This window comes from Enterocloster sp., assembly GCF_057861365.1.
In genome coordinates, this window is the sequence record NZ_DBMACH010000001.1 from 284,483 (window position 1) to 310,909 (window position 26,427).

Below are 26,427 nucleotides of genomic sequence, written 5' to 3' on the forward strand. Positions count from 1 at the left end.
GAACCATGAATTTTGTAAAAATGCAGGGAATTGGAAATGACTATGTATATGTAGACTGTTTTAAGGAGAACGTAAAAAATCCAAGTGCAGCAGCCCGCTTTATCAGCGATCGGAGGTTTGGCATCGGTTCAGACGGCCTGATCCTGATCAGCCCTTCTGATGTGGCAGACTGCCGTATGGAAATGTACAATACAGACGGTTCACAGGGGAAAATGTGCGGAAACGGCATCCGCTGTGTGGGAAAGTATGCCTATGACCATGGGATTATTTCCCCGGATCGGAGAAGCCTGACCGTAGAGACTCCGGCTGGGATTAAGGAGTTAAAACTGGAGGTCGAAAACGGCAGGGCAGTGATGCTCACTGTTGACATGGGAGAGGCAGTTCTCACTTCCCAGCTTCCGGAAACGATTTTGGTAGATGGAAAACAATGGGAGTTTACGGGAATTGATGTAGGAAATCCCCATGCAGTGTATTTTATGGATGAAATAGACAGCCTGGATCTGGAGAAGATGGGACCGTCCTTTGAGTTCCATGAGCGTTTTGTGCCGGATCGTGTAAATTCAGAGTTTATCCGCGTGATCGACCGTACACATATCCAGATGCGGGTATGGGAGAGAGGCAGCGGAGAAACCTGGGCCTGCGGCACAGGAGCTACGGCCAGCGCCATGGCAGCTATTTTGCTGGGATTAACAGAGGATGAGGTGCTTGTAAGCCTTAAGGGCGGCGATTTAAGGATCCGTCTGGATCGGGAAAGCGGCCATCTGTTTATGACAGGGCCTGCAGTGGAGGTGTTTAACGGAGCCATAGAGCCTTTGTGGGAGGACGGGGAAGAAGGCAGCCTTTAAGAGTACGATGGAACTGGACGGCTTTATCGGACAGTTTCAGAAGCTTGGAAAGCCCAGTCCCCAGATTGTATTTTCTACTCATCTTGGGCCAAGAGGTGTGGATGTGGATCACGCATATCAGATATAGACGGTATCCTGGCCGTTTATCCGCCGGCGCCAAGGAAACATCCGTCTCATTTTTACATATGGTATAAGGAAATGAAGTATGTAAAAGGAGCTGCTTATGGAACAGCAAAAAAGTGTGATCATAGACGCCGGACACGGCGGGGCAGAGCCGGGAGCCATGTTTGAGGGGCGCAAAGAGAAGGATGATACGCTCCGTCTGGCATTGGCTGTAGGCGAGATACTGGAAAATAATGGGATTCGTGTGATGTATACCCGTACCACGGACGTATATGACACGCCTCTGGAAAAAGCCATGATTGCGAATGGATCGGGAGCTGATTTTTTCGTATCCATTCACCGGAATGCCATGCCTGTTCCGGGAACCGGAAAGGGAGCATTGAACCTGGTATACGAAAATACCGGTCCGGGAGCATTGATGGCAGAAAATATCCAGAAAAATCTTGTGAAAGCCGGATTTGACGATCTGGGAGTTCAGGAACGTCCCGGAATCATTGTGCTCAGGCGGACTAAGATGCCGGCTGTGCTGGTGGAGGCGGGATTTTTAGATCACCCGGAGGACAACAGGATTTTTGATGAACAATTTGATCAGATCGCCCAGGGGATTGCAGACGGGATATTGACCACCTTTTCCCAGCTGAAGAAAGAGACGGAAGAGAAGCGGTACTATCAGGTTCAGGTGGGAGCATACAGGGAACGGCCGCGGGCAGAGTTTCTGGTAAGGGAGCTTGCAGCCAAGGGATTTCCGGCTTTTCTTGTATATGATGACGGGCTTTATAAGGTGCGGGTCGGCGCTTTTTTGCAGATGGACAATGGAGTCCGGATGGAGCAGAGAGTAAGACAGGCCGGATATCCTACCATGCTGGTGAGGGAAGAGGAAGTGTAAAAGATTGCAGATTATTTGAGATAAAGTATATGTAATGTGAGAAATTCTTCCTGTATAATGATGCTATAAGAGCAAACACCTTTTTGTGCCTTTTGGTGGCAGTGGGATTTGCGTATGGCGGTATAGAGGAAGGAGAAGAGTGATATGTTATATCCGAAGATGAACAGAGCAAGGACCGTGATGGATCTTTCCGGCCTGTGGGAATTTAAGCTTGGAGATTATGAGACGCCGGGGGATAACTGTGAGCGTCTTGCAGGAGGGGAACGGATTGCTGTCCCTGCATCCTATAATGATCAGAAGGACGATCCGGCTTATAAGAATCACTATGGATGGGCCTGGTATGAAAGAGAGGTCACGGTTCCTGCCTTTTTTAAGGGGCAGAGGCTGTTTCTGCGTTTTGATGCCGTGACACACAGGGCAAGGATCTATATAAACGGAACCTTTGTAATGGAACATAAGGGAGGATTTCTTCCTTTTGAGCTGGAGCTTACGGAGCTTGTGGTTCCGGGAGAAACGCTGCTGCTTACCGTTGCGGCGGACAACCGGATCAGCCACAGCACGCTTCCAGTGGGAAATGAAGGCGGAACCGCTTTTTTTGGCTCCGATAATCCAGGTGTGCCTTCGGTTGAAGCAGCCAAGGTATGGCGAAAACAGGGCAATCTTCCCAATTTTGACTTTTTTAACTATGCAGGAATCAACCGTCCGGTACGGCTGTATACAACACCTGTTTCCCGCATCTGCGGTCTGACCCTGATACCGGACATAGACGACACCGATGGGATTCTTCAATATGAGGCTGAGACAGAGGGAGAAGGCGCCGTTCATGTGGAAATTTTTGATGTGGAGGGGAATAAGGTAGCAGAGGCAGAGGGAGCTTCTGGAACCATTACCATACCTGATGCCAGATTGTGGTGGCCCTGGCCGGGAACGCCTTATCTGTACCGGGCTGTATTTACCTTTGGAGAAGATATCTATGAGGAAACCTTTGGCATCCGTACAGTGAAGGTAGAAGGAACCCAGTTCCTGATTAATGGAAAGCCATTTTATTTTAAAGGCTTTGGAAAGCATGAGGATTCCCCATTTCATGGAAGGGGGCTGGATCTGTGCCTGGATGTAAAGGATGTGAACCTGATCCACTGGCTTCATGCCAATTCCTTCCGCACTAGCCATTATCCCTATGCGGAGGAGATGTATCAGCTCTGTGACAGAGGGGGAATTGTGATCATTGATGAAACGCCGGCTGTAGGAATCGGAGCTGGCGAGCACTGCGATCCTTATCAGACATTTCCTATCAGGGAGCATCACGAGGCTGTGCTCCGTGATATGATCGAGAGGGATAAAAATCATCCCTGCGTGGTAATGTGGTCTATGGGAAATGAGCCGGATACAGAGCATTTTCCGGAATCAGCCTATGAATACTGGCACAGCCTGTATGAGTATACGCACACCCTGGATCCGCAGGACCGTCCAGTGACCTTTGTCTGCTGCCAGAATAATTATGAAAAGGATCTTGTGACCCGAACGATGGATGTAGTATGCATCAACCGGTATTACGGATGGTATAACTTGTCGGGAGATCTGGATGCAGCCTGCTATGCTCTGAACATGGAACTGGACTTCTGGGAAAAAATAGGAAAACCTGTGATGATTACAGAGTATGGGGCAGACGCTGTGGCGGGCATCCATCAGTGTGTACCGGAAATGTTCAGTGAAGAATATCAGATGGAATATTACAGGCGGCAGAATGAGGAATTTGATAAAAGGTCTTTCTTTATGGGAGAGCAGGTCTGGAATTTTGCGGACTTTGCGGCATTTCAGGGTTGCATGAGAGTGGACGGCAATAAGAAGGGCCTGTTTACAAGAGAAAGACGGCCAAAGCTGGCAGCACACTATTTCAGAAAGCGTTGGGAGAACATTCCCAATTTTGAGTATAAAGCAGGAGGAAATACGGATGAAAAGTAGAAATCCAAGGATTTCCTGGCTGGATAATCCGGAGGTTTTTGAGGTGAACCGGAACAATGCTCATTCAGATCATGTATATCCTTTTTTTCAGGAGGCAGGATCAGAGGGAATCGGTTTTATGCTTCTGGATGGTGTCTGGGATTTCTGCTGGGAGGAGCAGCCACCGGAATATGCGCTCAGGGGAACGGAGGATTCAGACGGAGTTGCTTTTTATAAAGCTGCTTTTGAGGAAAAGGACTGGGGAACGATCCAGGTTCCCGGCCATGTCCAGCTTCAGGGGTATGACAACTGCCATTATGTCAATACCATGTATCCATGGGATGGAAGGTCAGAGATCCGTCCTCCGGCCATTGACTGGGAGAATGCTCCGGCCGGGAGCTATGTAAGGGAATTTATTATCACAGATCAGGAGAAAGATTTTCTGGAAAAACGGGTGTTTGTGTCGTTCCTGGGAGTGGAAACAGCCTTTTATGTGTGGTGTAACGGTCAGTTTGCAGGGTATGGCGAGGACGGTTTTACACCGTCGGAGTATGAGCTTACGGGAGTTCTTCATCCTGGCGTAAACCGGCTGGAGGTGCGCGTTTACAAGCGTAGCAGTGCCAGCTGGATTGAGGATCAGGATTTCTTCCGTTTTACAGGGATTTTCCGGTCGGTATATCTTTACTGTATACCGGAAATCCATGTGGAGGATCTGTTTATAAAGGCGTATCTGACGGATGATTACAGAGATGGCTTTCTGGATGTAGAATTTACCATGGAAAATCCAAACGGATACAGCTATGAGATAAGGCTTGCGCTGGAGGATGCAGGCCGGATCATAAAAACAGGGGCTTTAAAAGGAAGGATGGAAAAAAGCTGCGCCGTATCACTGGGAAAAATCCCCAATGTACATCCATGGAGCGCAGAAGATCCCTTCCGATATCTGCTTCATATAGAACTGTGGGGAGAAGATGGCTGTAAGGAGTCTTTTTTGCAGCCAGTTGGATTCCGAAGCTTTGAGCTGAAGAACGGGCAGATGTGCTTAAACGGATGCCCCATTGTTTTTCACGGCATAAACCGCCATGAATTTGACTGGCACAGGGGAAGGGCTGTCACAGCCGATGATATGCTTTATGATATTCGTTTTTTAAAGCAGCATAATATCAACGCCGTCCGTACCTGCCACTACCCCAATCAGTCCCTGTGGTATGAGCTCTGCGACCGTTATGGTATTTATGTTATGGATGAGGCAAATCTGGAAAGTCATGGTTCATGGCAGAAAATGGGAGCCTGTGAGCCGTCATGGAATGTACCGGGAAGCCTGCCACAGTGGAAAGCCTGTGTAACAGACCGTGGAAAGTCTATGGCGGAACGGGATAAGAATCATCCGTCTGTGCTGATCTGGTCCTGCGGAAATGAGTCCTATGCCGGAGAGGATATCCGTGCGATGAGCCGCTGGTTTAAGGAGAGAGATCCGGGGCGTCTAATCCATTATGAGGGCGTTTTCTGGAACCGGGAATTTGAGGATATCAGTGACATGGAAAGCCAGATGTATACGCCTCCGGAACGTGTAAGGGAATTTCTGGAAAATAACACGAAAAAGCCTTTTATTATGTGTGAATATATGCATGCCATGGGAAATTCCCTGGGAGGCATGGACCGGTATATGGCGTTGGAATATGAATATCCTGCCTATCAGGGAGGCTTTATCTGGGATATGATCGATCAGGCGGTTGCCAGACAGGGAAAAGACGGGAAGGAATATCCGGCATACGGCGGTGATTTTGGAGACCGTCCCACAGACTGGCAGTTCTGCGGAAACGGAATTTTGTATCCGGATCGTTCCATATCTCCAAAGGCTGCTGAGGTAAAGGCTCAGTATGCTGCGGTGCGTTTGAAGATTTCTCCGGAGAGACGGCAGATACAGATTGAGAACCGGCAGCTTTTTTCAGACCTTTCGGGTCTTGCGTTTGTGCTGACAGTGTTAAGAAATGGAAAAAAATGGAAAACATTTCCGTTTAAGGCACAGGCTGCTCCGGGAACGTGCGCCGTATATTCCTTTGATGAGACAGGCTTTACAAACGATACCGCGTTGGAAGATGGAAAGGAATATATCCTAAGAGTAAGCGTCCATTTGGAAAAGGATACGCTGTGGGCAGAAAAAGGATATGAACTTGCTTTTTCGGAAGCAGTTCTTCCAGGAAACTGGAAAATGGAAAGAAAACGGTTCATTCCGGCCCGAATGATTGACGGCGATGTAAACCTGGGCGTTATTCTGGGAGAGATGCAGCTTATGTTTTCCTATCAAGACGGCGGTCTGGTATCTTTAAAGAGAAAGGATGGCATACAGTGGATGATCCGTCCTCCTGTGCCTGTATACTGGAGGGCGTCTACAGACAATGACCGGGGAAACGGTTTTGCAAAGGAAAGCAGGCTGTGGCTGGCAAAGACATTATTTCCGGAAATTTGCAAAGGAAAGGCAGAGATCAGAGAAACAGACAAGGAAGCAGAGCTTACATTTACATGGGAGGATACTACTGTTACATACAGGATGCGAAAGGACGGTATGCTTGGGGTGAGAGCGCACTTCCATGGAAAGAAGGGATATCCGTCCCTGCCTGTATTTGGACTGGCCTTTGAGCTTCCAGAGCAGGTCAGCCGTTTTTCCTGGTATGGAAGAGGGCCGTGGGAGAATTATCCTGACCGCAGGGCCGGAGCAGGGCTGGGAGTTTACGAAAGCACAAAAAAAGAGCAGCTTGCTCGGTATTTAAAGCCTCAGGAATGCGGGATGCATATGGATACCCGGAGGTTGGTTCTGGAAACAAAAGACGGAGAGAAACTTTTGTTTGAGGCGGAGAAAAAGCCGTTTCACTTCAGCCTGCTTCCATACAGTCCCATAGAGCTCGAAACGGCTCTCCACAGGGAAGAGCTGCCCGCACAGAGCCATACCTGGGCAGTGATCGCAGGAGCCATAAGAGGCGTGGGAGGAAATGACAGCTGGGGAGCTCCGGTATATCCGGAATATGAGATACCGGGAGACAGGGATATTATATTTGAGTTTTCTATGGGTTTTATCAGTAATCATGAGGAATAAAAAAAGAGCTGGCGCTCAGGATCATATGATCCGAAGCGCCAGTTCTTTTTTGGGGTTAAATGTGATGCGGGTTCTCCATAGGTCATTTTTCCAGCTCAGTTTCAGCCGCGGATCTGTAATGGGGAGACATTCCACAGAAACATCCGTCAAAGCTCCTGTTATCTTGCAGACGGCCAGAGTTCCCAGGATCAGACAGCTTTCTTTATACAGAGGTTTTTCTGCGGTTATAAGGTTCAGGACAGGAGTAAGCCCCGGACAGCAGACCTGATCGGTAATAAGGATTTCCTGGCTGCGTTTAAACACAACGCTGCGTTTAAAGGAGGTGATACAACCCTTGGGGTATGCGTTTTTCAGCTCCATTGAAATATGGGCTTCCTGTGCTTCAAAGCCCCAGTCTACATGTTCCGCTTTAAAATCCGGACCGTTGTGTTCCATTTGTTCATGGCCGTCTGCGGTGATAAAGGAGGGGAGGTTATGGTAAGCAGACTGCATGGTCCAGATTTCATATCGCTGTGGTGAGAAAGTTTTGGCCTGATAGGTTTCCACTCCGATATCAGCAAAGAGCGGCTTTCCGTCTTTATAAATGGTGAAGCTTCCCGTATCATTGTGATTGTGGCTGTCATCATTATCCCCGGCTTTTACAGCCAGACAGAAACGGCTGTCTCTTGCAATAAAAAGGCCGGTACTGGGATAGAAAATATCTTTTTTTTCTGTATTACAGCCCTGAGGGATAGAAAGGATTTCAGGCAGTGCAAAAAGATTTTGAATCCGGTAAAAAAGATTATGCTCCTGCGTTAAAAGGGGATCCTGTGTTATGCGGCAGTCGCCAGCAGCCAGTTCCATCAGTTCCTTCTGTTCGGTGCGCTTTCCGAAGAGGTATTCTCTGGCACTGCACAGGCCTGCGACAGCGGCACAGTCTGAAAAATTGATGTAGTAGGGTCCGCAGGCATGGACGTTGGAGAGGTAGGCGGCTATATTGCAGATTTTGGGTTCGCGGTAAAGGGAGGAAAAGGAATGATCCGTCATACCGTTCATGATTTCTATGGTGTTAAAGAGGCAGAGGCCTGCATGACGGTAATATTGAGGCCCTTCATCACAGCAGCCGTCGTCTCCGTATTCGGCAAGGAAAAAATCAGCGCTTTTGGCCGCTTTTTGAAGAATGGCCCGACTGATTTCTTCATCCTCTTCCCACAGAGCTGCTGTCATAAGCACATTCTGGGTACACCAGATAGTCCAGTTGTTCATAGGGCTTACCCCATCGCCCATCCACCAGAAATGCTCCTTTAAATAAGGCTCAAGGATGCGTTCCTTCAGACAGCGTACCACTTGTTTTTCAATCAGGGGACTTACGGCGCGAAGTTCATCCCTCAAAAGCCATACAGCTACAGCCAGCACGGCCCCTGTTTCAGCAGCAAAAAGATCGATGACAGGACGTGAGGGATCAGGCAGAGGAAGGGAAGGCGTATCACGGATGTAGGAATTATGGGGGGGAAGCTGCCATGCAGTTTCTTCGCAGATAAGATAAATTCCGTTTATGATATCATCCAGAAAAGTTCCCTTATAGTCACATGCTTCTGCCAGAACCAGGGTTCCGAGGGCAGTCCGGCGGGCAAACTGCTTATCCTCAAACCGGATCCTGTTTCCAGAACGGGTGTATTCTAAAAAGTCACAGGCCAGGATTTGAGGCCATACTACCGGACAGAGGGCCTTTGCGTCTTCCACGGCCCTGTTTTTAAGGGAAGAAGGAAGAGCCTCCCAAAATTCCCGGCAGCGTGCAGGGGAAAAGGGGATAAAGGGGGTAAGTGGCAGCTTGGGTGAAGCGGCAATTTCATAAAACATAGTGTTATTCCTCCAAAATGATGTGGGTGTTTGGTTCGTTCATATGAGCCTGGACAAACTCTCTGGGAGAGATTCCTTCTACCTTTTTAAATACCTTGCTAAAGTAAAAGGCGCTTTCAAAGCCGAGGCGGTCAGCCACCTCATAGATCTTTAAATCCTGTTCTAAAAGCAGGGGTTTGGCCCGGGAGATCTTGCGCTGGGTGATATATTCGGAAAAACCCATGGAGCAGGTCTTTTTGAAAAGAGTGCTCAGGTAATTAGGACTCAGCCCAAAGACCGCGGCGATTTCATTAAGAGAAAGATGCTCCTCAATGTGGTTTAAAATATATTTCTGCACATTTAAGATCACATGGTCTTTATAGGTCTTTCGGCGGGTTTTTAACGCTTCGCAGAGTCCATCTCTGAGCTGCTCTAACCACCGGACAATCTGGAACACATCCTTCATCCGGTAAATAGAGCGGTAGCCGTCAGGACTGGCAGAAAAGATGCCGCTTAGTATTTCCTCACCTTCCGGAAGAAGAGAGAGAGCCAGATATAAAATGCTGCAGGCTCCGTCCATAGTCTGGAGCAGCTTTTGAGGATTCGCTGCAAAGAGCTGAGAGATCACGGTCAGGGTGTCATACAGGGCGTCTGTATCAAACTCTTCAAAGGCCCTGGTCAGATCTTCTTTAAAAACAGCCAGATTAAAGGAATCTCTTATGGAAGAAGAGGCAGTCTGGGTAAAAGGTACAAATGGGGCGTCAGGAGAGCAGAGATTAAAGGCCTGTCTGGCCTCCTGATAAGAAATGCTGATCTTTAAGGGATCATCCACCGGTTCTCCGATCCCGGCGCTTAGTTCAACATTAAAATAATTACGGATCATGGAACGGCCGTTATTGAGCGCTTCCAGCACGGTTTCCATTTCCGGCTGTTCATCGGGGAAATGAAAGATCAGGGCAAAACGTGTTTTATCCAGGGCGATCGCATAACAGCCCGCATATTTTGTAAGGATTTCCCGCATCATCTGCAGGCTGCTGGAATAAAGGTTTATCTGGCCTTCCGGATCCAGAGACTCGGAAACACAGCTTAGCAGCTCGCCGTGACAGGCCAGATACTGTCTGGCAGAAAAATCCAGTCCCAGATCCCTGGACTGAATGGAAAACTGATCCCTGTTTTCAAAAAGGTTATGAAGAAGACGCATGAAAAATTTATCATGGTAGCTTAAAAGAGTAGGGCGCCCCTGATTTTGACGGAAGGATTCCTTGGCTTTGAGCTCCTCCAGACGTTCGGATGCCTTTTCAATGGACGATTTAAGCGATCCGGGATCCAGCTCCAGCTTGATCAGATAGTCGACTGCCTGATAGCTCATAGCTTCTTTGATCAAAGAAAATTCTTCAAAGCTTGTAAGGATGATGAATAGAGGGATGGGGCCAAACTCATCTCTGCATATTTTGACCAGCTCCAGTCCGTTCATAACAGGCATTTTGATATCGGTAATCACGATATCAGGCCGGTACTGCCGGATCATTTCCAGAGCGGCTTTTCCGTTCATGGCAGTGCCGCAGACCTCTATGCCAAGCTCATCCCAGCGGAGCATGGATTTTATTCCGATCTGAACTAGAGGTTCATCGTCAACAATCAGTAATTTTATCATAATATCTCTCCCTGTGCCGTTTCGTATGGCAGCGTAATATGCATACATGTGTATTCTCCCGGTACGCTTTCAATGGAAATACCGTATTCCGGGCCGCAGTCGTAGCGGATCCGCTGGTTTACATTGTTGATTCCCACCTGCCGGAAAAAGTCCGCAGTGGGCTTTTGGGTGCCGGAAAGAACTCGTTTTATGGTTTCCGCATCCATGCCGATCCCGTTATCCCATACCGATATGATCAGACGGGGCTGTCTGGCAGCTTCTCTGTCCAGATTAGCGCTGATGCGGATTTTTCCTGCACAGCCCTTTGGTTCAATTCCGTGGAAAAGAGCATTTTCTATGAGAGGCTGCAAGGTAAAACGGTGGATCAGGCAGTCATAGAGGGCTTCTTCCGAAATTTCACATTCCAGAGAGATACTGCCGCCGTAACGGTACTGCTGGATCAGAAAATAGTCCTTCACCAGATTCAGCTCTTCCCTCAAGGTAATCCTATTATGGGAACCCTTGGAAATGCTTTTTAACAGCCGGGCCAGAGCCGTAGTCATCTCGCTGATACCGGATGCGCCCTGGATGGTAGCCATCCATTTGATGGAGTTTAATGTATTGTAAAGAAAATGGGGGTTAATCTGGCTTTGAAGAATCCGGTATTCCAGATCCTTGCGTTCCTTTTCGTCCTGTATCCGCTTCTGGATCAGAGCAGCCAGATCCTGTGACATACGGTTGATACCGGTACCAATGGCTCCAAATTCATCCTCCCGCTGTATGGAGGGATCCAGAGAAAAATCGCCTCCAGCAATGGCCTGGATCCGATGCTGCAGTTTTTTTACAGGACGTCCGATGGAACGGTTTAACAGTACAAAAAGCAAGAGACCGATGAAAAGGATGAAGACAGCAATACCGGAAAGAATGACCGCATAAAGGGTGCTCTGAGCCTTCATAGCGCTCTGGGATAAAAGCAGAGAGATGCTCCAGCCATAATTTCCAATGGGGCAGGAGAGCAGTACGCGTTCGGATCCATCCGGAAGACGGCAGAGCGAAACGGAGGTATCACTGTTAAAGGCATTTTCACTTAAGTCCTTTACCGGCTCAAATTTCCAGTCACAGGACTTTAAACGGTCATTTTCATAAAGCCAGGTTCTGCCTCCGATGGTAAGGCAGAGAAATGAATCCGGATTTAAGGGGAAAGATTTTAAGTAGTCAAGGATCAGCCGGTCTGAGATCGACATATAGATCCAGCCGGCCTGATGGGAGCTGTAGCGTCCGGACAAGGCGGAGACAGCTGGAAGGACCATTAAACCGCTTCCGGGAAGAAATGGATCCTCCATAAAGGTGCTGTTGTCCATCCCATCTTCTGAAAGGATGGTCTGAAACCAATCCGTGCCTGTAAGGTCAGATAAAGAATGTGCGGAAGACACAGCGGTGGTATCAGAAATCTGCATATAATTGCAGCTGTTTAAGGGAGATATGATAACCCGGTTTATGTAGGAGGAAGAATGAGTATTGTAATACTCTTCCTTCAGACGGTCATAGGTACGAAGTGCCACACTGCGTAGGCCGGAATTTTTGGAAGAGATCGAGGGCATCTGGGACAGATTTTCAAAACCGTCCAGATAGGCGGCGATATCTGTGTTAAAGGAGCACCATTTATAAAAGGAAAGGATATTTTCCAAATCGGCCGCTGTACTGTTACAGATAACCTCAAGACTGTATTCGGAAGTCTGTATCTGATTTTTCTGGAGAAAGGACTGAAAAACAAAGGAACAGATGGTTACCGTAAATACAGCAATGGAGCAGGTTACGGCAGCCGTATAGAGTATGATTTTTCCGCGTATGGTTTTTGGAAATACGGATTGCAGCATGAAAAATAGTCCCCCCTCTGGTATGTATTATCCATAAAATACTATAATAGGAAAGCTATTTTTTGTCAAATGAATACAATTATAAGAAAAGACTGCAAATCATAGAAAAGTACAGCTTTTTTACGGGAAGAATGGAAAAGAGAAAAATTACAGAAAAAATCACAGTTTTTTTGGTTGTTTTTACATTCAGTCTTAGGGAATCTGCCTGTATAATAAAGGCACAACATCAGGATAAACAAAAAATATGATGGATCAAGGAGGAGAAGATGATGAAAAAACGTATTGTAAGTTTAGCGTTGGCAGTTTCCATGGCGGGTAGCCTTACAGCCTGCGGGGGCGGAGCAGCAAAGACAGAGAACAAGGAGACAGAGGCAGCAGCGGATACAACCGCAGCAAAGGCAGAGGAGACAGAGGCGGCAGCAGATGGAAAAACACATTTAAAATGGGCTATGTGGGATAAAGACCTGACCGTATACTACAAAGCTCTGGTAGAAGCCTATGAAAAGGCGCACCCGGATGTGACGGTAGAACTGGTAGATCTGGGAAGCTCTGATTACAGTACGGTTCTTACGACACAGCTGACCGGAAACGGAGCAGATTTCGATGTGGTTTCCATTAAGGATGTACCGGGATATATGGCTCTGGTAAATAAGGGAGTGTTAGAGCCTCTGGATCCTTATATTGAAAAGGATGGCGTGGATCTCAGCGGCTACAAGGGGTTGACCGATCAGGTAAAAGTAGACGGAAAGATGTATGAGCTGCCATTTAAGAGTGATTTTTGGGTTGTATATTACAACAAGGATGTATTTGACAATGCAGGGGTAGAGTATCCCACCAATGATATGACCCTGGAGCAGTATGATGAGATTGCAAAGAAGCTTACAAATACAGAGCCGGGACAGGAGGTATATGGATCTCACTATCATGTTTGGAGAAGTACGGTTCAGATGTTTGGCATGATTGACGGAGAGCACACGATCCTGGACGGCAATTATGATTATTTAAAGCCATACTATGATATTATTTTAGACGAGCAGGAAAATGGCGTATGTCAGGATTATGCAACCTTAAAGACCTCAAATCTTCATTATTCAGGCGCATTCTCCCAGGGTAATGTAGGTATGATGAATATGGGTACCTGGTTTATCTCTACTCTGATCGATAAGGTAAAATCCGGCGAGTATATAGACTGTGCAAACTGGGGTATTGTAAAGTACCCTCATCCGGAAGGCGTAGAGGCAGGTTCTACCGCTGCCCAGATCACTTCTTTAAGCATTCCTACAAGCGCACCGAATAAGGAAGCTGCATGGGATTTCATGAAGTTTGTCTGCGGTGAAGAGGGAGCGGCAGTTTTAGCTTCTACCGGAAACTTCCCGGCGATTATGACAGAGGAAACCATGAATACGATCGCATCCACAGAAGGGTTCCCGGAAGATGAAAACAGTAAGGCTGCTCTTGAAACAGTGAACCTGTATCTGGAGATGCCGGTTGATGTAAAGAGCCCTGAGGTAGAAACTGTATTAAATGAGGCTCATGACAATATCATGGCAGGCAACATGACCGTAGAAGAAGGAATTGCAGATATGAATGAACGTGTAGCTGCAGTTCTGGGTGAATAAGAAAAACATATACGGACAGACAGAGCTGAAAACGAGGCAGACGGGATTTACCGCCTGCCTCATTTAAAGAAAGGTAGATGAATATGGGAAAGACAAAAGCCGTTGATCCTGCAAGGGTCAGGGAAAAACTGGATATTCTGGAGCCGCGGCTTGCAGCTCTTTTGAAGCAGGCAGATGAAGAAACGGATATGAAAAAAAAGGTAAAGCTGGCAAAAAAGGCGGATCAGATCCGTGATAAAATACGTCAGGCAAAGACAGGAGAGCGGTTCAGCCGTCAGACAAAGCGGGATTTGATCGCGTACTCCTTTATCGCTCCTAACTTTATCGGCTTTGCCGTTTTTACTCTGGGCCCTGTGCTGTTTGCTTTTATACTGGCATTTTTCAAATGGGATGGCAATAACCCGATGGATTTTGTGGGCCTGGACAATTTTATGCAGATGGTGGGAAACAAGCGTTTCCTTGCTTCCCTTAAAAATACAGTTGTATACTGCGTGGCTACGGTTCCCTTTACTCTGGCAGTAGCCCTTGGGCTGGCAGTTCTTTTAAATCAGAAGGTAAAAGGACGCAACTTCTTCCGTACGGTAAGCTTTTTCCCCTATGTAGCTTCTCTGGTTGCAGTAGCAGCTGTGTGGAATATGCTGTTTTCCCCTGCCAAAAGCGGTCCTGTAAATATGATCCTTTATAATCTGGGCGTTGCGGCGAAGGAGCTGCCAAAATGGTCTGCAGACAAGGACTGGGTTATGTTCACCGTAATCCTGTTCTCTGTATGGAAAAATATGGGATACTACATGGTGATCTATCTGGCAGGCTTACAGGGGATCAACGGAGAGCTTTACGAAGCATGCAGCTTGGATGGAGCCAATACATGGCAGAGATTCCGCTATATCACCTGGCCCCAGCTTCAGCCGACCACCTTTTTTGTTACCATTATCCTTACCATCAACTGCTTTAAAGTATATGACATTGTATATATGCTGGCAGGAGGAAGCACGGGCGTATTAAATGAGTCTGCCATTGTCCTGGTATACCACATTTACGAGGAAGCCTTCCGCAACTGGAATCTGGGTTACGCAAGCGCTGTAGCCATGGTACTGTTCCTTATTGTTCTTGCCATTACCCTGGTACAGTTCCGTGGGGAAAAGAAATATGCAAATTAAAGGAGGAGGCCTCAAATGAAGATAAAAAATACAAAAACAAGGATGATGAGGGCGGCTCTCTATATTGTGCTTATTGTTCTGGCATTTCTGATGCTGGTACCTTTTGCCTGGATGCTTTCAGCTTCCTTTAAGCTGGATAAGGACGTATTTATTTTCCCGATCCAGTGGATTCCAACTAATCCCAGATGGCAGAATTATGTAGATATCTGGACCAGGATCCCGCTGCTTAAATTTGTGCTTAATACGGTGAAGCTGACGCTGATCGTAACCTTTTTACAGCTTCTTACAAGTAGCTTTGCGGCATATGCCTTTTCAAAGCTGAATTTTAAGGGAAAGCACGTTTTATTTCTGGCGTATATTGCAACTATCGCTGTTCCCTGGCAGGTTTACATGGTTCCGCAGTTTATGATGATGCGTTCCATGGGACTGGCAGATACGCATCTGGCAATTATCTGTCTGCAGGCATTTTCCGCCTTTGGCGTATTTATGATGAAGCAGTTTTATGAAGGGATTCCCACAGAACTTTGCGAGGCAGCCAGAATTGACGGCATGAGCGAGTATCGGATCTGGTACCGGGTGATGCTTCCACTTGCAAAGCCTGCTCTGTCAACCCTGACGATCTTTACCTTTGTAAATACATGGAATGATTTCCTGGGACCATTGATCTATCTGACGACAGAGTCAAAAAAGACCCTGCAGCTGGGACTGCGTATGTTTATCAGCCAGTTTGGTTCTGAATACGGTCTGATCATGGCTGCTTCTGTGCTGAGTCTGATCCCTGTGCTGATAGTATTCCTGTCTCTGCAGAAATATTTTGTTGAGGGCGTAGCAGCTTCCGGCGTAAAGGGATGATACGGGATTAAAATAATGCATAAAGCAGGAAGGAAACAGATTATGAGCTGGATATCATGGGATGCTCTGGAAAAAATGCCGGAGCTTACAAAAGAAGAGGCAGGCCGGGCTCTGGATGCGGCCTGCAGTCAGGTAATAAGAAATCTGGATCAGTTTACAGACCATTTCCAGAAGGCGTACAGCGAAAACGGTTTTTATGCGCCTACTGAAAATGTGGACTGGACGCCGGGATTTTGGACCGGGGAAATATGGCTTGCCTATGAACATACGGGCAATGAGGCTTTAAAAAAGGCGGGCGAGCTCCAGATGGCGAGCTTTTTAAAGCGGATCAATGAAAAACAGGATGTGGAAACACATGATCTGGGCTTTATGTATTCCCCTTCCTGCGTGGCAGGCTACAAGCTTACGGGAAGCAGAGTGGGACGGGAAGCCGCTTTGAAAGCAGCTGAGGAGCTGATTACACGCTTTCACGAAAAGGGCCAGTTTATTCAGGCATGGGGGCCTCTTGATGCTCCGGATAATTACAGGCTGATCATTGACTGCCTTTTAAATCTGCCGCTTCTTTACTGGGCTTCTCAGGAAACGGGAGATCCCAGATATAAGGAGATTGCGGAGCGTCACATCCATACGGCCCTTTCCAATGTAATCCGTCCGGATTTTTCTACCTGGCATACGTTTTTCTTTAACCGTGAAACAGGAGAGCCGGATCACGGCGCTACCTGTCAGGGATACCGGGACGGATCCGCCTGGGCCAGAGGGCAGGCATGGGGGATCTACGGGACGGCTATTGGCTATAAATATACGAAAAGGGAGAGCTATATACCCGTTTTTGAGGGCGTGACGAATTACTATCTGGAGCATCTTCCTGAGGATCTGGTTCCCTTTTGGGATCTGGAATTTGGTGATGGGGATGACCAGCCAAGAGATTCCTCCTCTGCTTCGATTGCAGCCTGCGGCCTGCTTGAAATGGCAAAGTATGTAGAGCCGGAAAAGGGCGCTCTGTGCCGCTCTCTGGCAGCCAGATTTATGAAGTCCTTAACGGAAAAGTATGCAGTAAAGGATTTTGACAGCTCCAACGGCCTAGTGCTTCACAGCACCTATTCTAATCACTCGCCTTACAATACCTGTAACCACTATGGAGTGGATGAGTGCAACCTGTGGGGTGATTACTTCTATATGGAAGCGCTGACAAGGATGTATAAGGACTGGAACGTATACTGGTAAAATATCATATACGGCATGAAACGGCCGGAAAGGAATAAGGATGACAGCAAAGAAACTTTTTGAGAGAGGAAATGAATACTTTTTCTTTGATGATCCTGAAAAAACAGCTGCAGTCTGCCGGGAAAGATATCCGGAGGACTGCGCCCATATTATACGGGTGGCAGATGAGGTCTGCAGGAATTATTTTCTGTTTGATCTGGATCATGACTTAGAGCGTACCTGGGAGCCAGTGACATTTCCGGAGGATCGCCCCATTGATTGGGAGTACCGCCCGGGAAATGACCCGGAATTTACCTTTCAGTTTAACAGGCACCGTTTTCTGATCTGTCTGGGACAGGCGTACTGGCTTACAGGAGACTCAAAATATGAGCATCATTTTTTCCGTCTCCTTATGGATTTCATTGACCATGTAAAGCGCACATCGGAAACAGAGCAGACTACATGGCGGATTTTAGAGGTGGGGATCCGGGGCGAAAACTGGGTTAAGGCGCTGCGGTATTTTAAAGACAGTCCTTTAATGACGGATGAAAGGGCGGAAAAGATTGAATGCTGTCTCAGGGAGCACGGGGAGTATATTATACAGATGCATTCGCCCTACCGCTATATCAGTAACTGGGGAGTGATGGAAAACCACGGCCTGTTTGAGATCGGAATCCAGATGCCGGATCAGGAAACAAGGGATCGTTTTACCTCTATTGCATTGGAACGTCTGGAAACAGAGGCAGCAATGCAGATTTTTGACGACGGCGTACAGTGGGAGCAATCTCCTATGTATCACAACGAGGTTTTTCACTGCTATGAGGATGTGCTCCTTTTGGCAAAACGGAATGGGATTGCTGTTTCAGAACGGATCTGCGACGCCGTAAGAAGGATGGCTTATGCAAATCTGGCATGGATGAGGCCGGATCACCGCCAGATCATCATGGGTGACAGTGATGATATGGATTTAAGAGATTATATGAGTATTGCAGCCTACCTGTTAAAAGATCCGGTACTGAAATTCGGAGGTTTTAAGGAGCTGGATTTTGAAAGTCTCTGGGATGTAGGGGTGAACGGCGCAGCGGAATACAGCCGTATGGAATGCCGGAAACCGGATTTTGTATCAGCGGCTTTGGAGGACAGCGGAAATTATTATATCCGGAGTTCCTGGAATGAGGACGGAGATCTGCTCCATTTTCACTGCGGAACCATGGGAGCAGGCCATGGACATTCTGATAAGCTTCATGTGGATCTTATTCTGGGAGGCGAGGATATCCTGACCGATTCCGGCCGTTATACCTATGTGATGGATCGGGGAAGATTTGAATTTAAAGATCCGGATGCGCACAATACAGTTACGGTAGATGGCGAATTTTTTACACAGTGTAAGGATTCCTGGGAATGCTCTAAGCTTTCTCAGCCGGTCAAGCAGCAGTATAAGCAGAAAAACGGATACAGCCTGGTTCAGGGCGGAAATCTGGGATATATGCACAAGGGCGTATTTGTAAACCGCAAAGTGATTTCTTTAAAAGACGGCCTTTTTGTGATAGCAGACGAGCTCTATGGACAGGGAAAACATACCTTTGAGCAGTTCTGGAATTTCAGTGAGACAGGAAAGGCAGTTTATGAAAATGGCTGTGCCTGCTTCACAGGAGAAAAGGCACAGGTAAAGCTTCTCTTTATCAGCCCGGACTGCGAAGGAGAAATGAAGCAGGGAAAGATCGCTCGCCATTATAACCGGTATGAAACCAGAGACCGCCTCTGTCTGCAAAAGAAAGGACAGGGCTTTCAGTCCATGATTACTGTAATCGGAGGCGGAAAGAAGGGAAAGGAAAGACAGCTTCACGCATCCCTGGTTCCGGTAACGTCTGTTCTTAAGGGAATCACCTATCCGCCGTCTATGGCTGAGGCTGTGGAGATTGTTGACGGAAGCAGAACGCTTGTAGTCATCCTCTGCCATCAGGAGGTTAATTCCCCCACAGATCTTACGGAGGCAGCGGGCTGCATGGGATATGGAAATGTAATTGTCTTTGATAAAGCAGAGGGAAGCGTGGGGGGAACGGTTCTTTGTTACTAAAAAGGCGGATGAATTGACACATCTGGATTTCTTCCATATAATAACTAAATAAATGGATAAAGGAGATCCTGTTATAACGCGGGGGCTTCCGGCATACATTCACGTAAAAATAAAAAGGGGTTTCAGCCAATGGAAACTCAGAAGATAAATACCAAAAAACAGATTCTGCGCAAACAGATCAGAGAAAAAAACGCTCATCTGGATCCGGAGTACTGCCTTTGGGCAGATAAGCGTATCCGGGAATGGATTTTAAACTGGAAATATTTTCAAAAGGCAGAAACGATATTCTGCTTTGTGGGAACTGCCGGGGAGATTCATACCAAACCGCTGATTCAGGCTGCTTTGGATCAGGGAAAGCGGGTGGCTGTGCCAAAATGCATTTCAAAGGGGATCATGGAGGCACGGCAGATCCGTTCTCTTGGCGAATTGTATCCCGGAAGCTATGGCATTGAGGAGCCGGAGAAAGCTGCCGAGATCATAGAGCCGGAAGAAATTTCGCTGGCACTTGTTCCGTGTCTGACCTGCTCTGAGGACGGCCGGCGTCTGGGATATGGAGGCGGTTTTTACGATAGGTTTCTGCGATCCGTTCCCGGCCCTTGGGCCGTGCTTTGCAGAGGGCGTCTGATGGAGGCGGAAATCCCCTGGGAAGCCCATGATCTTTTAATGGATGTCGTCATCTGGGAAGAAGGAATCTTGGAGTTGAAATGAGGACAGGACAGAAAAAACAGAGCGGTTTTTCTTATTTGAAGTCATAATCAGGAAAAATTTGCTTATATTGTAAGTAAGCAAGGATTTTTTGAGGTTTCAAATGGTAAAAGCTCAGGAAACAAATTCCAGAGGTTTCTTACAGGTCAATGTAGTCAATATTCAGAACAACTTTCCAATTAAAAATGCAACTATAAGTATCAGCACAAAGGGAGAGCCGGATCGGGTGATGGAGGAAGTAAGCACCAATTCCTCCGGACAGACAGAACAGCTCTCCCTTCCTGCGCCTCCGGTGGAATACAGCCTGAATCCAGGAATCATCCAGCCCTATTCAGAGTATGATCTCATCGTCCGCGCAGAGGGATTTGAGCCTCTGGCGATTTCCGGCACAGAGATTTTAGCAGATTCCAATGCGATCCAGCCTGCGGCTATGACACCCTTGGCGCAGGAGCAGCCTCCCGAAGATCCGGTAGTGATTCCGGATCATACCCTTTACGGTAATTATCCGCCCAAGATTGCGGAGGATGAGGTCAAACCGGTCAATGAAAGCGGAGAAATCGTATTAAGCCGTGTGGTAATTCCCCAGACCATAGTGGTTCATGATGGCGTTCCTACTGACTCTACCGCTAAAAACTATTACGTTCCCTATCGGGACTATATTAAAAATGTAGCCTGCAGTGAAATTTACTCTACCTGGCCGGAAAGCTCCATTACCGCTAATGTACTGGCGATCATGTCCTTTACCTTAAACCGTGTGTACACTGAATGGTACAGAAATCAGGGCTATGATTTTACCATCACCTCATCTACAGCTTTTGACCATAAATGGATTTACGGCAGAAATATTTTCCAGAGCATTTCTCAGGTAGTGGATGAAATTTTTGACGCCTATCTGTCCCGTCCCGGCGTCCGTCAGCCGATTCTGACCCAGTACTGCGACGGAAGGCAGGTCAGCTGTGAAGGCTGGATGACGCAATGGGGATCCTGTGATCTGGGAAAGCAGGGCTACAGTCCTATAGAGATTTTACGGTATTTCTATGGAGACTCTATTTATATCAATACTGCCGAGCAGATTTCAGGCATTCCTGCCTCATGGCCCGGTTCTGATCTAAGTCAGGGAAGCTCCGGCTCCAAGGTGCGTCAGCTTCAGGAACAGCTGGACGCCATAGCCACTGTTTATACAGCGATTCCCAGAGTAGCGCCCGACGGCATCTACGGCCCCCGCACTGCGGCTGCAGTGCGGGAATTCCAGAGCATCTTCGGCCTTCCCCAGACAGGAGCGGTGGATTTTGCTACCTGGTACCGGATTTCCCATATTTATGTGGGAATTACCAGAATGGCGGAGCTGGTGTAGGGACAGTTGAACATGTGAAGAATTTAGGAAAAATTAACTACCCATTCCTCCCAAAATGAGTTATACTGTTAAGGAACGAATAAAGGGAAATGATTCCTGCAGGGTGCGCTGCATCCGTTGGAGCAGGAGATCAGGAAAGGGAGCAATATGGGATTTTTATTTGGAAAAAAGAAATCGGAGTTTGTATCACCGGCAGGAGGAACACTGATGGATATCACAGCAGTGGCAGATCCGGCATTTTCTTCCAAGATGATGGGAGACGGCTTTGCCATTGATCTGACAGAGGGCGAGGTAGTTGCACCCTTTGACGCAGAGGTAACGGCAGCTTTTCCAACGGGTCATGCATATGGCCTCAGAAGAAAGGACGGGGTAGAGTGCCTGATCCATATCGGTATGGATACAGTAGAGTTAAACGGCGAGGGCTTTGACGTAAAGGTAGAGCAGGGCGCCAAGGTAAAGCAGGGCCAGACTCTGGTAGTGGTAGATTTAGAGGCAGTAAAGGCAAAGGGCAAATCTCTGGTGACTCCGGTGATCTTCCCAAGCGGAGCCGCATTTACTATGAACAAAAAGGATGGAATCGTTGCAAAGGCTGAGGAGAATATTCTGAAATTTTCATAAGAAATCCAAAACAGGGCAGAGACGTTAAAACAGTGCGTTCTGCCCTGTTTTTCTGCCTTGATCTGTACAAGCAAGTTTCATGCCAAAAAAGATTAGATTACCACAAAAAAATTTAGGATTCCAAGCCATTGAAAAATAAAATGAAATAAAGTATAATCTTTACAATTTGGGCTGACGCAGAAATACGGTCCCTGGAGATGCTTAACACATTTCCAATCCCCAACAAACACACATAAGAAAGGACAGGTACCCCCATATGAAAGCATACCTTATATTGGAAGACGGCACTGTGTTCACCGGCACCAGCATTGGAGCAGAGCGTGAAGTGATCAGTGAGATCGTGTTCAACACTTCTATGACCGGTTATCTGGAAGTGCTCACTGACCCGTCTTACGCAGGCCAGGCAGTAGTTATGACCTATCCACTTATTGGAAACTACGGAATCTGCCGTGAAGACATGGAATCAGAGAGAGCATGGCCGGACGCTTACATTGTCCGGGAATTATCCAGGATCCCAAGTAACTTCCGCAGCGAAGACACCATTCAGAATTTCTTAAAGGAGCAGGATATCCCAGGTATCAGCGGCATTGATACAAGAGCACTTACAAAGCTTTTGAGAGAAAAAGGAACCATGAACGGCATGATCACGACTAAAGAGTATACAGACCACTCTGAGGTTTTAAAGCGGATCAGAAATTACTCCGTAGAAGGTGTTGTTTTAAAGACTACCACAAAGGAAAAATACGTTCTTCCCGGAACCGGAAAAAAAGTGGCTCTCATGGATTTTGGAGCAAAGAAAAATATTGCCCGTTCCTTAAATGAGAGAGGCTGTGAGGTAACGGTTTACCCGGCGGACACACCGGCAGAGGAGGTGCTGGCAGCAAACCCGGATGGCATCATGCTTTCCAACGGCCCCGGCGATCCAAAGGAAAATACGGCTATTATTAAGGAAGTAAAGAAACTTTATGACTCCAATGTGCCGATTTTTGCCATCTGTCTGGGACATCAGCTCATGGCCCTTGCAAACGGCATGGACACCTATAAGTTAAAATACGGCCACAGAGGCGGAAACCATCCGGTGAAGGATTTGGAGACAGGACGAGTTTACATTTCTTCCCAGAATCACGGCTATGCGGTTGATAATGCAACTATTTCCCCTGAAATCGCAGAACCTGCATTTATCAATGTCAATGACGGAACAAACGAAGGCTTAAAATACACAGGAAAGAACATTTTCACCGTGCAGTACCATCCGGAGGCCTGCCCAGGCCCCTTGGATTCCGGATACCTGTTCGACCGTTTCCTGAAAATGATGGAGGTAAATGACTGATGCCAAAGAATCCTGAGATCAAAAAAGTTCTGGTGCTGGGCTCCGGCCCTATCGTAATCGGCCAGGCGGCTGAATTTGACTACGCAGGCACACAGGCCTGCCGCTCTTTAAAAGAAGAGGGCATTGAGGTTGTGCTCTTAAACTCCAATCCCGCGACTATTATGACAGATAAGGATATTGCAGATCGGGTATATATTGAACCCCTGACTGTAGAGGTGGTAGAGCAGTTAATCTTAAAGGAGCAGCCGGACAGTATTCTTCCTACTCTGGGTGGCCAGGCAGGCTTAAATCTTGCCATGGAGCTGGAAGACGCAGGCTTCCTTAGAGAGCACAATGTGCGCCTGATCGGAACTACAGCCCTGACCATCAAAAAGGCCGAGGACCGTGAGATGTTTAAGGAAACCATGGAAAAGATCGGTGAGCCGGTGGCTCCTTCTGATATCGTGGAGGATGTAAAGACAGGTCTTGAGATCGCAGCAAAGATCGGCTATCCGGTAGTGCTTCGTCCGGCTTATACCCTGGGCGGATCCGGCGGCGGTATTGCCCACAATCCGGAGCAATGTGCGGAAATCCTTGAAAATGGCCTCCGCCTTTCCCGCGTGGGACAGGTGCTGGTAGAGCGCTGCATCGCAGGCTGGAAGGAAATCGAGTATGAGGTTATGCGCGACGGAGCCGGAAATGTGATTACTGTCTGCAACATGGAAAACATTGACCCGGTAGGCGTACACACCGGAGACAGTATCGTTGTGGCTCCTTCCCAGACACTGGGAGATAAGGAGTACCAGATGCTTCGTACCTCTGCTTTAAACATCATCAGCGAGCTGGGGATCACCGGCGGCTGTAATGTACAGTATGCCTTAAATCCCGACAGCTTTGAATACTGCGTCATCGAGGTAAATCCCCGTGTGAGCCGTTCTTCTGCCCTGGCTTCCAAGGCGACCGGATATCCCATCGCAAAGGTGGCTGCAAAGATAGCTCTGGGTTATACTCTGGATGAGATCAAAAATGCCGTTACAAAGAAAACCTACGCAAGCTTTGAACCTATGCTGGACTACTGCGTAGTAAAGATGCCGAGACTTCCATTTGATAAGTTTATCAGCGCTAAGCGTGCTCTGGGAACCCAGATGAAGGCAACGGGCGAGGTTATGAGTATCTGCACCAACTTTGAGGGCGCCCTGATGAAGGCCATCCGCTCCCTGGAGCAGCATGTAGACTGCCTTCTGTCCTATGATTTTACAGAGCTTTCCTATACGGAGCTGGTAAATGACCTCTATAAAGTGGATGATATGCGGATCTGGCGAATTGCCGAGGCGCTGCGCCGTGGCTTCCCATACGGCCTGATCCATGAGATCACCCGCATTGACTTCTGGTTTATTGACAAGCTGGCGATCCTGGTAGAGATGGAGAAGGAGCTTCAGGCAGTAGGAGAAAGAAAGAAGGAGCTGACTCCTGAGCTGCTTGCTGAGGCAAAGCGCATTGAGTATCCTGACAATGTGATTGCCAGACTAACAAAGATGGAGCAGAGCGCTGTCAAGAAGCTGCGCTATGACAATAATATCCGTGCTGCCTATAAGATGGTAGATACCTGTGCCGCAGAGTTTGCCGCAGAAACTCCATACTACTATTCCTGCTTTGGAAGCTTCAATGAGGCAGAGAGAACAGAGGGCAGAAAAAAGGTTCTCGTTTTAGGTTCCGGTCCCATCCGTATCGGACAGGGAATCGAGTTCGACTTCTGTTCCGTACACAGCACCTGGGCGTTCAGCAAAGAAGGCTATGAGACCATCATCATCAACAATAACCCTGAAACCGTAAGTACGGACTTTGATATTGCGGATAAGCTGTATTTTGAGCCTCTGACACCGGAAGATGTGGAGAGCATTGTTGATATCGAAAAGCCAGACGGAGCAGTGGTTCAGTTTGGCGGACAGACAGCCATCAAGCTCACAGAAGCCCTGATGAAAATGGGCGTTCCGATCCTTGGAACAGCGGCTGAGGATGTAGACGCGGCTGAGGATAGAGAACGCTTTGACGCCATCCTGGAGCAGTGCGGTATCCCGAGACCTGCTGGCCATACGGTATTTACTGCCGAGGAGGCAAAAGAGGCTGCTCATAAGCTGGGGTATCCAGTTCTGGTCCGTCCCTCCTATGTGCTTGGCGGACAGGGAATGCAGATTGCCATCAATGATGAGGATATTGATGAATTTATCGGCATCATCAACCAGATTGCTCAGGAGCATCCGATCCTGGTAGACAAATATATCATGGGTAAGGAGATTGAGGTAGACGCTATCTGTGACGGTACAGACATCCTGATCCCCGGCATCATGCAGCATATAGAGCGTACCGGTATCCATTCCGGCGACAGTATCTCTGTTTACCCGGCACAGGATATTACAGAGAAAAATGTGGAAACCATTGTGGACTACACAGCCAAGCTGGCAAGAGCCCTTCATGTAAAGGGAATGATCAATATCCAGTTTATTGTAGACGGCGAGGATGTATATATCATCGAGGTAAATCCACGTTCCTCCCGTACGGTGCCTTATATCAGTAAGGTAACAGGTATCCCCATTGTTCCTCTGGCAACCCAGATCATCTGCGGACATACCATTAGAGAACTGGGCTATACGCCGGGCCTGCAGCCTGCAGCTGATTATATCGCCATCAAGATGCCTGTATTCTCCTTTGAGAAGATCCGGGGCGCAGATATCAGCCTGGGACCTGAGATGAAGTCCACCGGAGAGTGCCTCGGTATTGCAAAGACCTTTAACGAGGCTCTGTATAAGGCATTTGAGGGTGCAGGAATCCGCCTGCCTAAGTATAAGAAGATGATCATGACTATCCGTGAGAGCGAGCAGGAAGAGGCTGTAGAGATTGCACGCCGCTTTATTGCAGTGGGATATCAGATTTTCGCCACCAGAGGCACCGCCCGCACCTTAAATGCCCACGGAGTAAAGGCATATGAGATCCGCAAGCTGGAGCAGGAATCTCCGAACATCCTGGATCTTGTACTGGGCCATCAGATCGACCTGATCGTGGATATCCCGGCTCAGGGAGCAGAGCGCAGCCATGACGGCTTTATCATCCGCCGCAATGCCATTGAGACAGGCGTAAATGTCCTGACTGCCCTGGATACGGCAAGAGCACTTGTAACCAGTCTGGAGAACCGGGCCAAGGATCTGACACTGATTGATATTGCAACAGTGAAGAACGCTTAAAATTTTTAAAGGATGCTGCAGAAACAGAACATATAAGTTTTGTTTTGCAGCATCCTTTTGTTGTATGGTAAAATTCT

17 protein-coding genes are annotated in these 26,427 nt (G+C 47.8%); 14 read left to right on the top strand and 3 right to left on the bottom strand.

From position 1 onward, the window contains the following. Nucleotides 1-5 precede the first annotated feature (5 nt). The 4 genes from dapF to lacZ all read left to right on the top strand — a co-directional run bounded on the left by dapF (nt 6) and on the right by lacZ (nt 6,889). The gene (gene dapF, locus ACZM6M_RS01460; RefSeq protein WP_418926488.1) at nt 6-845 is read left to right on the top strand and encodes a diaminopimelate epimerase; all 840 of its coding nucleotides are present in this window, start codon (nt 6-8) and stop codon (nt 843-845) included. A 223-nt stretch (nt 846-1,068) separates the two neighbouring features. Further along, nucleotides 1,069-1,854, top strand: coding sequence for an N-acetylmuramoyl-L-alanine amidase (locus ACZM6M_RS01465; RefSeq protein WP_337932135.1), 786 nt, complete (start codon nt 1,069-1,071; stop codon nt 1,852-1,854). 144 nt (nt 1,855-1,998) lie between these two features. Further along, entirely contained in the window at nt 1,999-3,816 is a 1,818-nt protein-coding gene (gene uidA / locus ACZM6M_RS01470; RefSeq protein WP_337433703.1) for a beta-glucuronidase, read from the top strand. Then, nucleotides 3,806-6,889 carry a beta-galactosidase, LacZ type gene (gene lacZ, locus ACZM6M_RS01475; protein WP_417301098.1) on the top strand — a complete coding sequence of 1,028 codons (3,084 nt, stop codon included), beginning with the start codon at nt 3,806-3,808 and terminating at the stop codon, nt 6,887-6,889. Before uidA ends, lacZ begins: the two co-directional genes overlap by 11 nt. Before the next feature lie 21 nt (nt 6,890-6,910). Here lacZ and ACZM6M_RS01480 read toward each other — a convergent pair whose 3' ends face one another. From ACZM6M_RS01480 to ACZM6M_RS01490, 3 genes are read right to left on the bottom strand one after another with little or no spacing between them, the layout of a single operon-like run. After that, entirely contained in the window at nt 6,911-8,728 is a 1,818-nt protein-coding gene (locus tag ACZM6M_RS01480) for a heparinase II/III domain-containing protein (RefSeq protein ID WP_066546392.1), read from the bottom strand. Between the two features lie 4 nt (nt 8,729-8,732). Beyond that, on the bottom strand, nt 8,733-10,361 hold the full coding sequence (locus tag ACZM6M_RS01485) for a response regulator (RefSeq protein WP_418494327.1): 1,629 nt from the start codon (nt 10,359-10,361) through the stop codon (nt 8,733-8,735). Further along, nucleotides 10,358-12,217 carry a sensor histidine kinase gene (locus ACZM6M_RS01490; protein WP_417046164.1) on the bottom strand — a complete coding sequence of 620 codons (1,860 nt, stop codon included), beginning with the start codon at nt 12,215-12,217 and terminating at the stop codon, nt 10,358-10,360. The genes ACZM6M_RS01485 and ACZM6M_RS01490 overlap by 4 nt, the downstream gene beginning before the upstream one ends. Nucleotides 12,218-12,483: 266 nt before the next feature. On the opposite strand from ACZM6M_RS01490, the gene ACZM6M_RS01495 reads away from it, so the two are divergent. The 10 genes from ACZM6M_RS01495 (at nt 12,484) to carB (ending at nt 26,350) form a co-directional block, all read left to right on the top strand. Continuing rightward, entirely contained in the window at nt 12,484-13,836 is a 1,353-nt protein-coding gene (locus ACZM6M_RS01495) for an ABC transporter substrate-binding protein (protein ID WP_066546406.1), read from the top strand. A gap of 83 nt (nt 13,837-13,919) precedes the next feature. After that, nucleotides 13,920-14,993 carry a carbohydrate ABC transporter permease gene (locus tag ACZM6M_RS01500; RefSeq protein ID WP_066550637.1) on the top strand — a complete coding sequence of 358 codons (1,074 nt, stop codon included), beginning with the start codon at nt 13,920-13,922 and terminating at the stop codon, nt 14,991-14,993. Nucleotides 14,994-15,008: 15 nt separating this feature from the next. Next, complete coding sequence (locus ACZM6M_RS01505; RefSeq protein WP_066546408.1) at nt 15,009-15,845, top strand: carbohydrate ABC transporter permease; 837 nt, start codon at nt 15,009-15,011, stop codon at nt 15,843-15,845. A gap of 42 nt (nt 15,846-15,887) precedes the next feature. After that, nucleotides 15,888-17,069, top strand: a complete 1,182-nt coding sequence (locus ACZM6M_RS01510) for a glycoside hydrolase family 88 protein (protein WP_066546410.1) — start codon at nt 15,888-15,890, stop codon at nt 17,067-17,069. Between the two features lie 40 nt (nt 17,070-17,109). Then, nucleotides 17,110-19,125: a heparinase II/III family protein gene (locus tag ACZM6M_RS01515; RefSeq protein WP_066546412.1), complete on the top strand. Its 2,016-nt coding sequence runs from the start codon at nt 17,110-17,112 to the stop codon at nt 19,123-19,125. A gap of 129 nt (nt 19,126-19,254) precedes the next feature. Beyond that, entirely contained in the window at nt 19,255-19,833 is a 579-nt protein-coding gene (locus ACZM6M_RS01520; RefSeq protein ID WP_296035121.1) for a 5-formyltetrahydrofolate cyclo-ligase, read from the top strand. 100 nt (nt 19,834-19,933) lie between these two features. Next, entirely contained in the window at nt 19,934-21,184 is a 1,251-nt protein-coding gene (locus ACZM6M_RS01525) for a peptidoglycan-binding protein (protein ID WP_417301095.1), read from the top strand. Between the two features lie 147 nt (nt 21,185-21,331). Then, entirely contained in the window at nt 21,332-21,802 is a 471-nt protein-coding gene (locus ACZM6M_RS01530) for a PTS sugar transporter subunit IIA (protein ID WP_337433710.1), read from the top strand. Nucleotides 21,803-22,058: 256 nt separating this feature from the next. Then, complete coding sequence (locus ACZM6M_RS01535) at nt 22,059-23,132, top strand: carbamoyl phosphate synthase small subunit (protein WP_066546429.1); 1,074 nt, start codon at nt 22,059-22,061, stop codon at nt 23,130-23,132. After that, entirely contained in the window at nt 23,132-26,350 is a 3,219-nt protein-coding gene (gene carB, locus ACZM6M_RS01540; protein WP_337433711.1) for a carbamoyl-phosphate synthase large subunit, read from the top strand. Before ACZM6M_RS01535 ends, carB begins: the two co-directional genes overlap by 1 nt. Nucleotides 26,351-26,427 lie beyond the last annotated feature (77 nt).

What these genes read in the sequence shown, in the direction of transcription:
- ACZM6M_RS01505 (WP_066546408.1), top strand. Translation starts at nt 15,009, where the DNA reads ATGAAGATAAAAAATACAAAAACAAGGATGATGAGGGCGGCTCTCTAT.
- ACZM6M_RS01465 (WP_337932135.1), top strand. Translation starts at nt 1,069, where the DNA reads ATGGAACAGCAAAAAAGTGTGATCATAGACGCCGGACACGGCGGGGCA.
- ACZM6M_RS01525 (WP_417301095.1), top strand. Translation starts at nt 19,934, where the DNA reads ATGGTAAAAGCTCAGGAAACAAATTCCAGAGGTTTCTTACAGGTCAAT.
- ACZM6M_RS01515 (WP_066546412.1), top strand. Translation starts at nt 17,110, where the DNA reads ATGACAGCAAAGAAACTTTTTGAGAGAGGAAATGAATACTTTTTCTTT.
- ACZM6M_RS01530 (WP_337433710.1), top strand. Translation starts at nt 21,332, where the DNA reads ATGGGATTTTTATTTGGAAAAAAGAAATCGGAGTTTGTATCACCGGCA.
- dapF (WP_418926488.1), top strand. Translation starts at nt 6, where the DNA reads ATGAATTTTGTAAAAATGCAGGGAATTGGAAATGACTATGTATATGTA.
- ACZM6M_RS01510 (WP_066546410.1), top strand. Translation starts at nt 15,888, where the DNA reads ATGAGCTGGATATCATGGGATGCTCTGGAAAAAATGCCGGAGCTTACA.
- ACZM6M_RS01490 (WP_417046164.1), bottom strand. Translation starts at nt 12,217, where the DNA reads ATGCTGCAATCCGTATTTCCAAAAACCATACGCGGAAAAATCATACTC.
- ACZM6M_RS01520 (WP_296035121.1), top strand. Translation starts at nt 19,255, where the DNA reads ATGGAAACTCAGAAGATAAATACCAAAAAACAGATTCTGCGCAAACAG.
- ACZM6M_RS01500 (WP_066550637.1), top strand. Translation starts at nt 13,920, where the DNA reads ATGGGAAAGACAAAAGCCGTTGATCCTGCAAGGGTCAGGGAAAAACTG.
- ACZM6M_RS01495 (WP_066546406.1), top strand. Translation starts at nt 12,484, where the DNA reads ATGATGAAAAAACGTATTGTAAGTTTAGCGTTGGCAGTTTCCATGGCG.
- uidA (WP_337433703.1), top strand. Translation starts at nt 1,999, where the DNA reads ATGTTATATCCGAAGATGAACAGAGCAAGGACCGTGATGGATCTTTCC.
- ACZM6M_RS01535 (WP_066546429.1), top strand. Translation starts at nt 22,059, where the DNA reads ATGAAAGCATACCTTATATTGGAAGACGGCACTGTGTTCACCGGCACC.
- carB (WP_337433711.1), top strand. Translation starts at nt 23,132, where the DNA reads ATGCCAAAGAATCCTGAGATCAAAAAAGTTCTGGTGCTGGGCTCCGGC.
- ACZM6M_RS01485 (WP_418494327.1), bottom strand. Translation starts at nt 10,361, where the DNA reads ATGATAAAATTACTGATTGTTGACGATGAACCTCTAGTTCAGATCGGA.
- lacZ (WP_417301098.1), top strand. Translation starts at nt 3,806, where the DNA reads ATGAAAAGTAGAAATCCAAGGATTTCCTGGCTGGATAATCCGGAGGTT.
- ACZM6M_RS01480 (WP_066546392.1), bottom strand. Translation starts at nt 8,728, where the DNA reads ATGTTTTATGAAATTGCCGCTTCACCCAAGCTGCCACTTACCCCCTTT.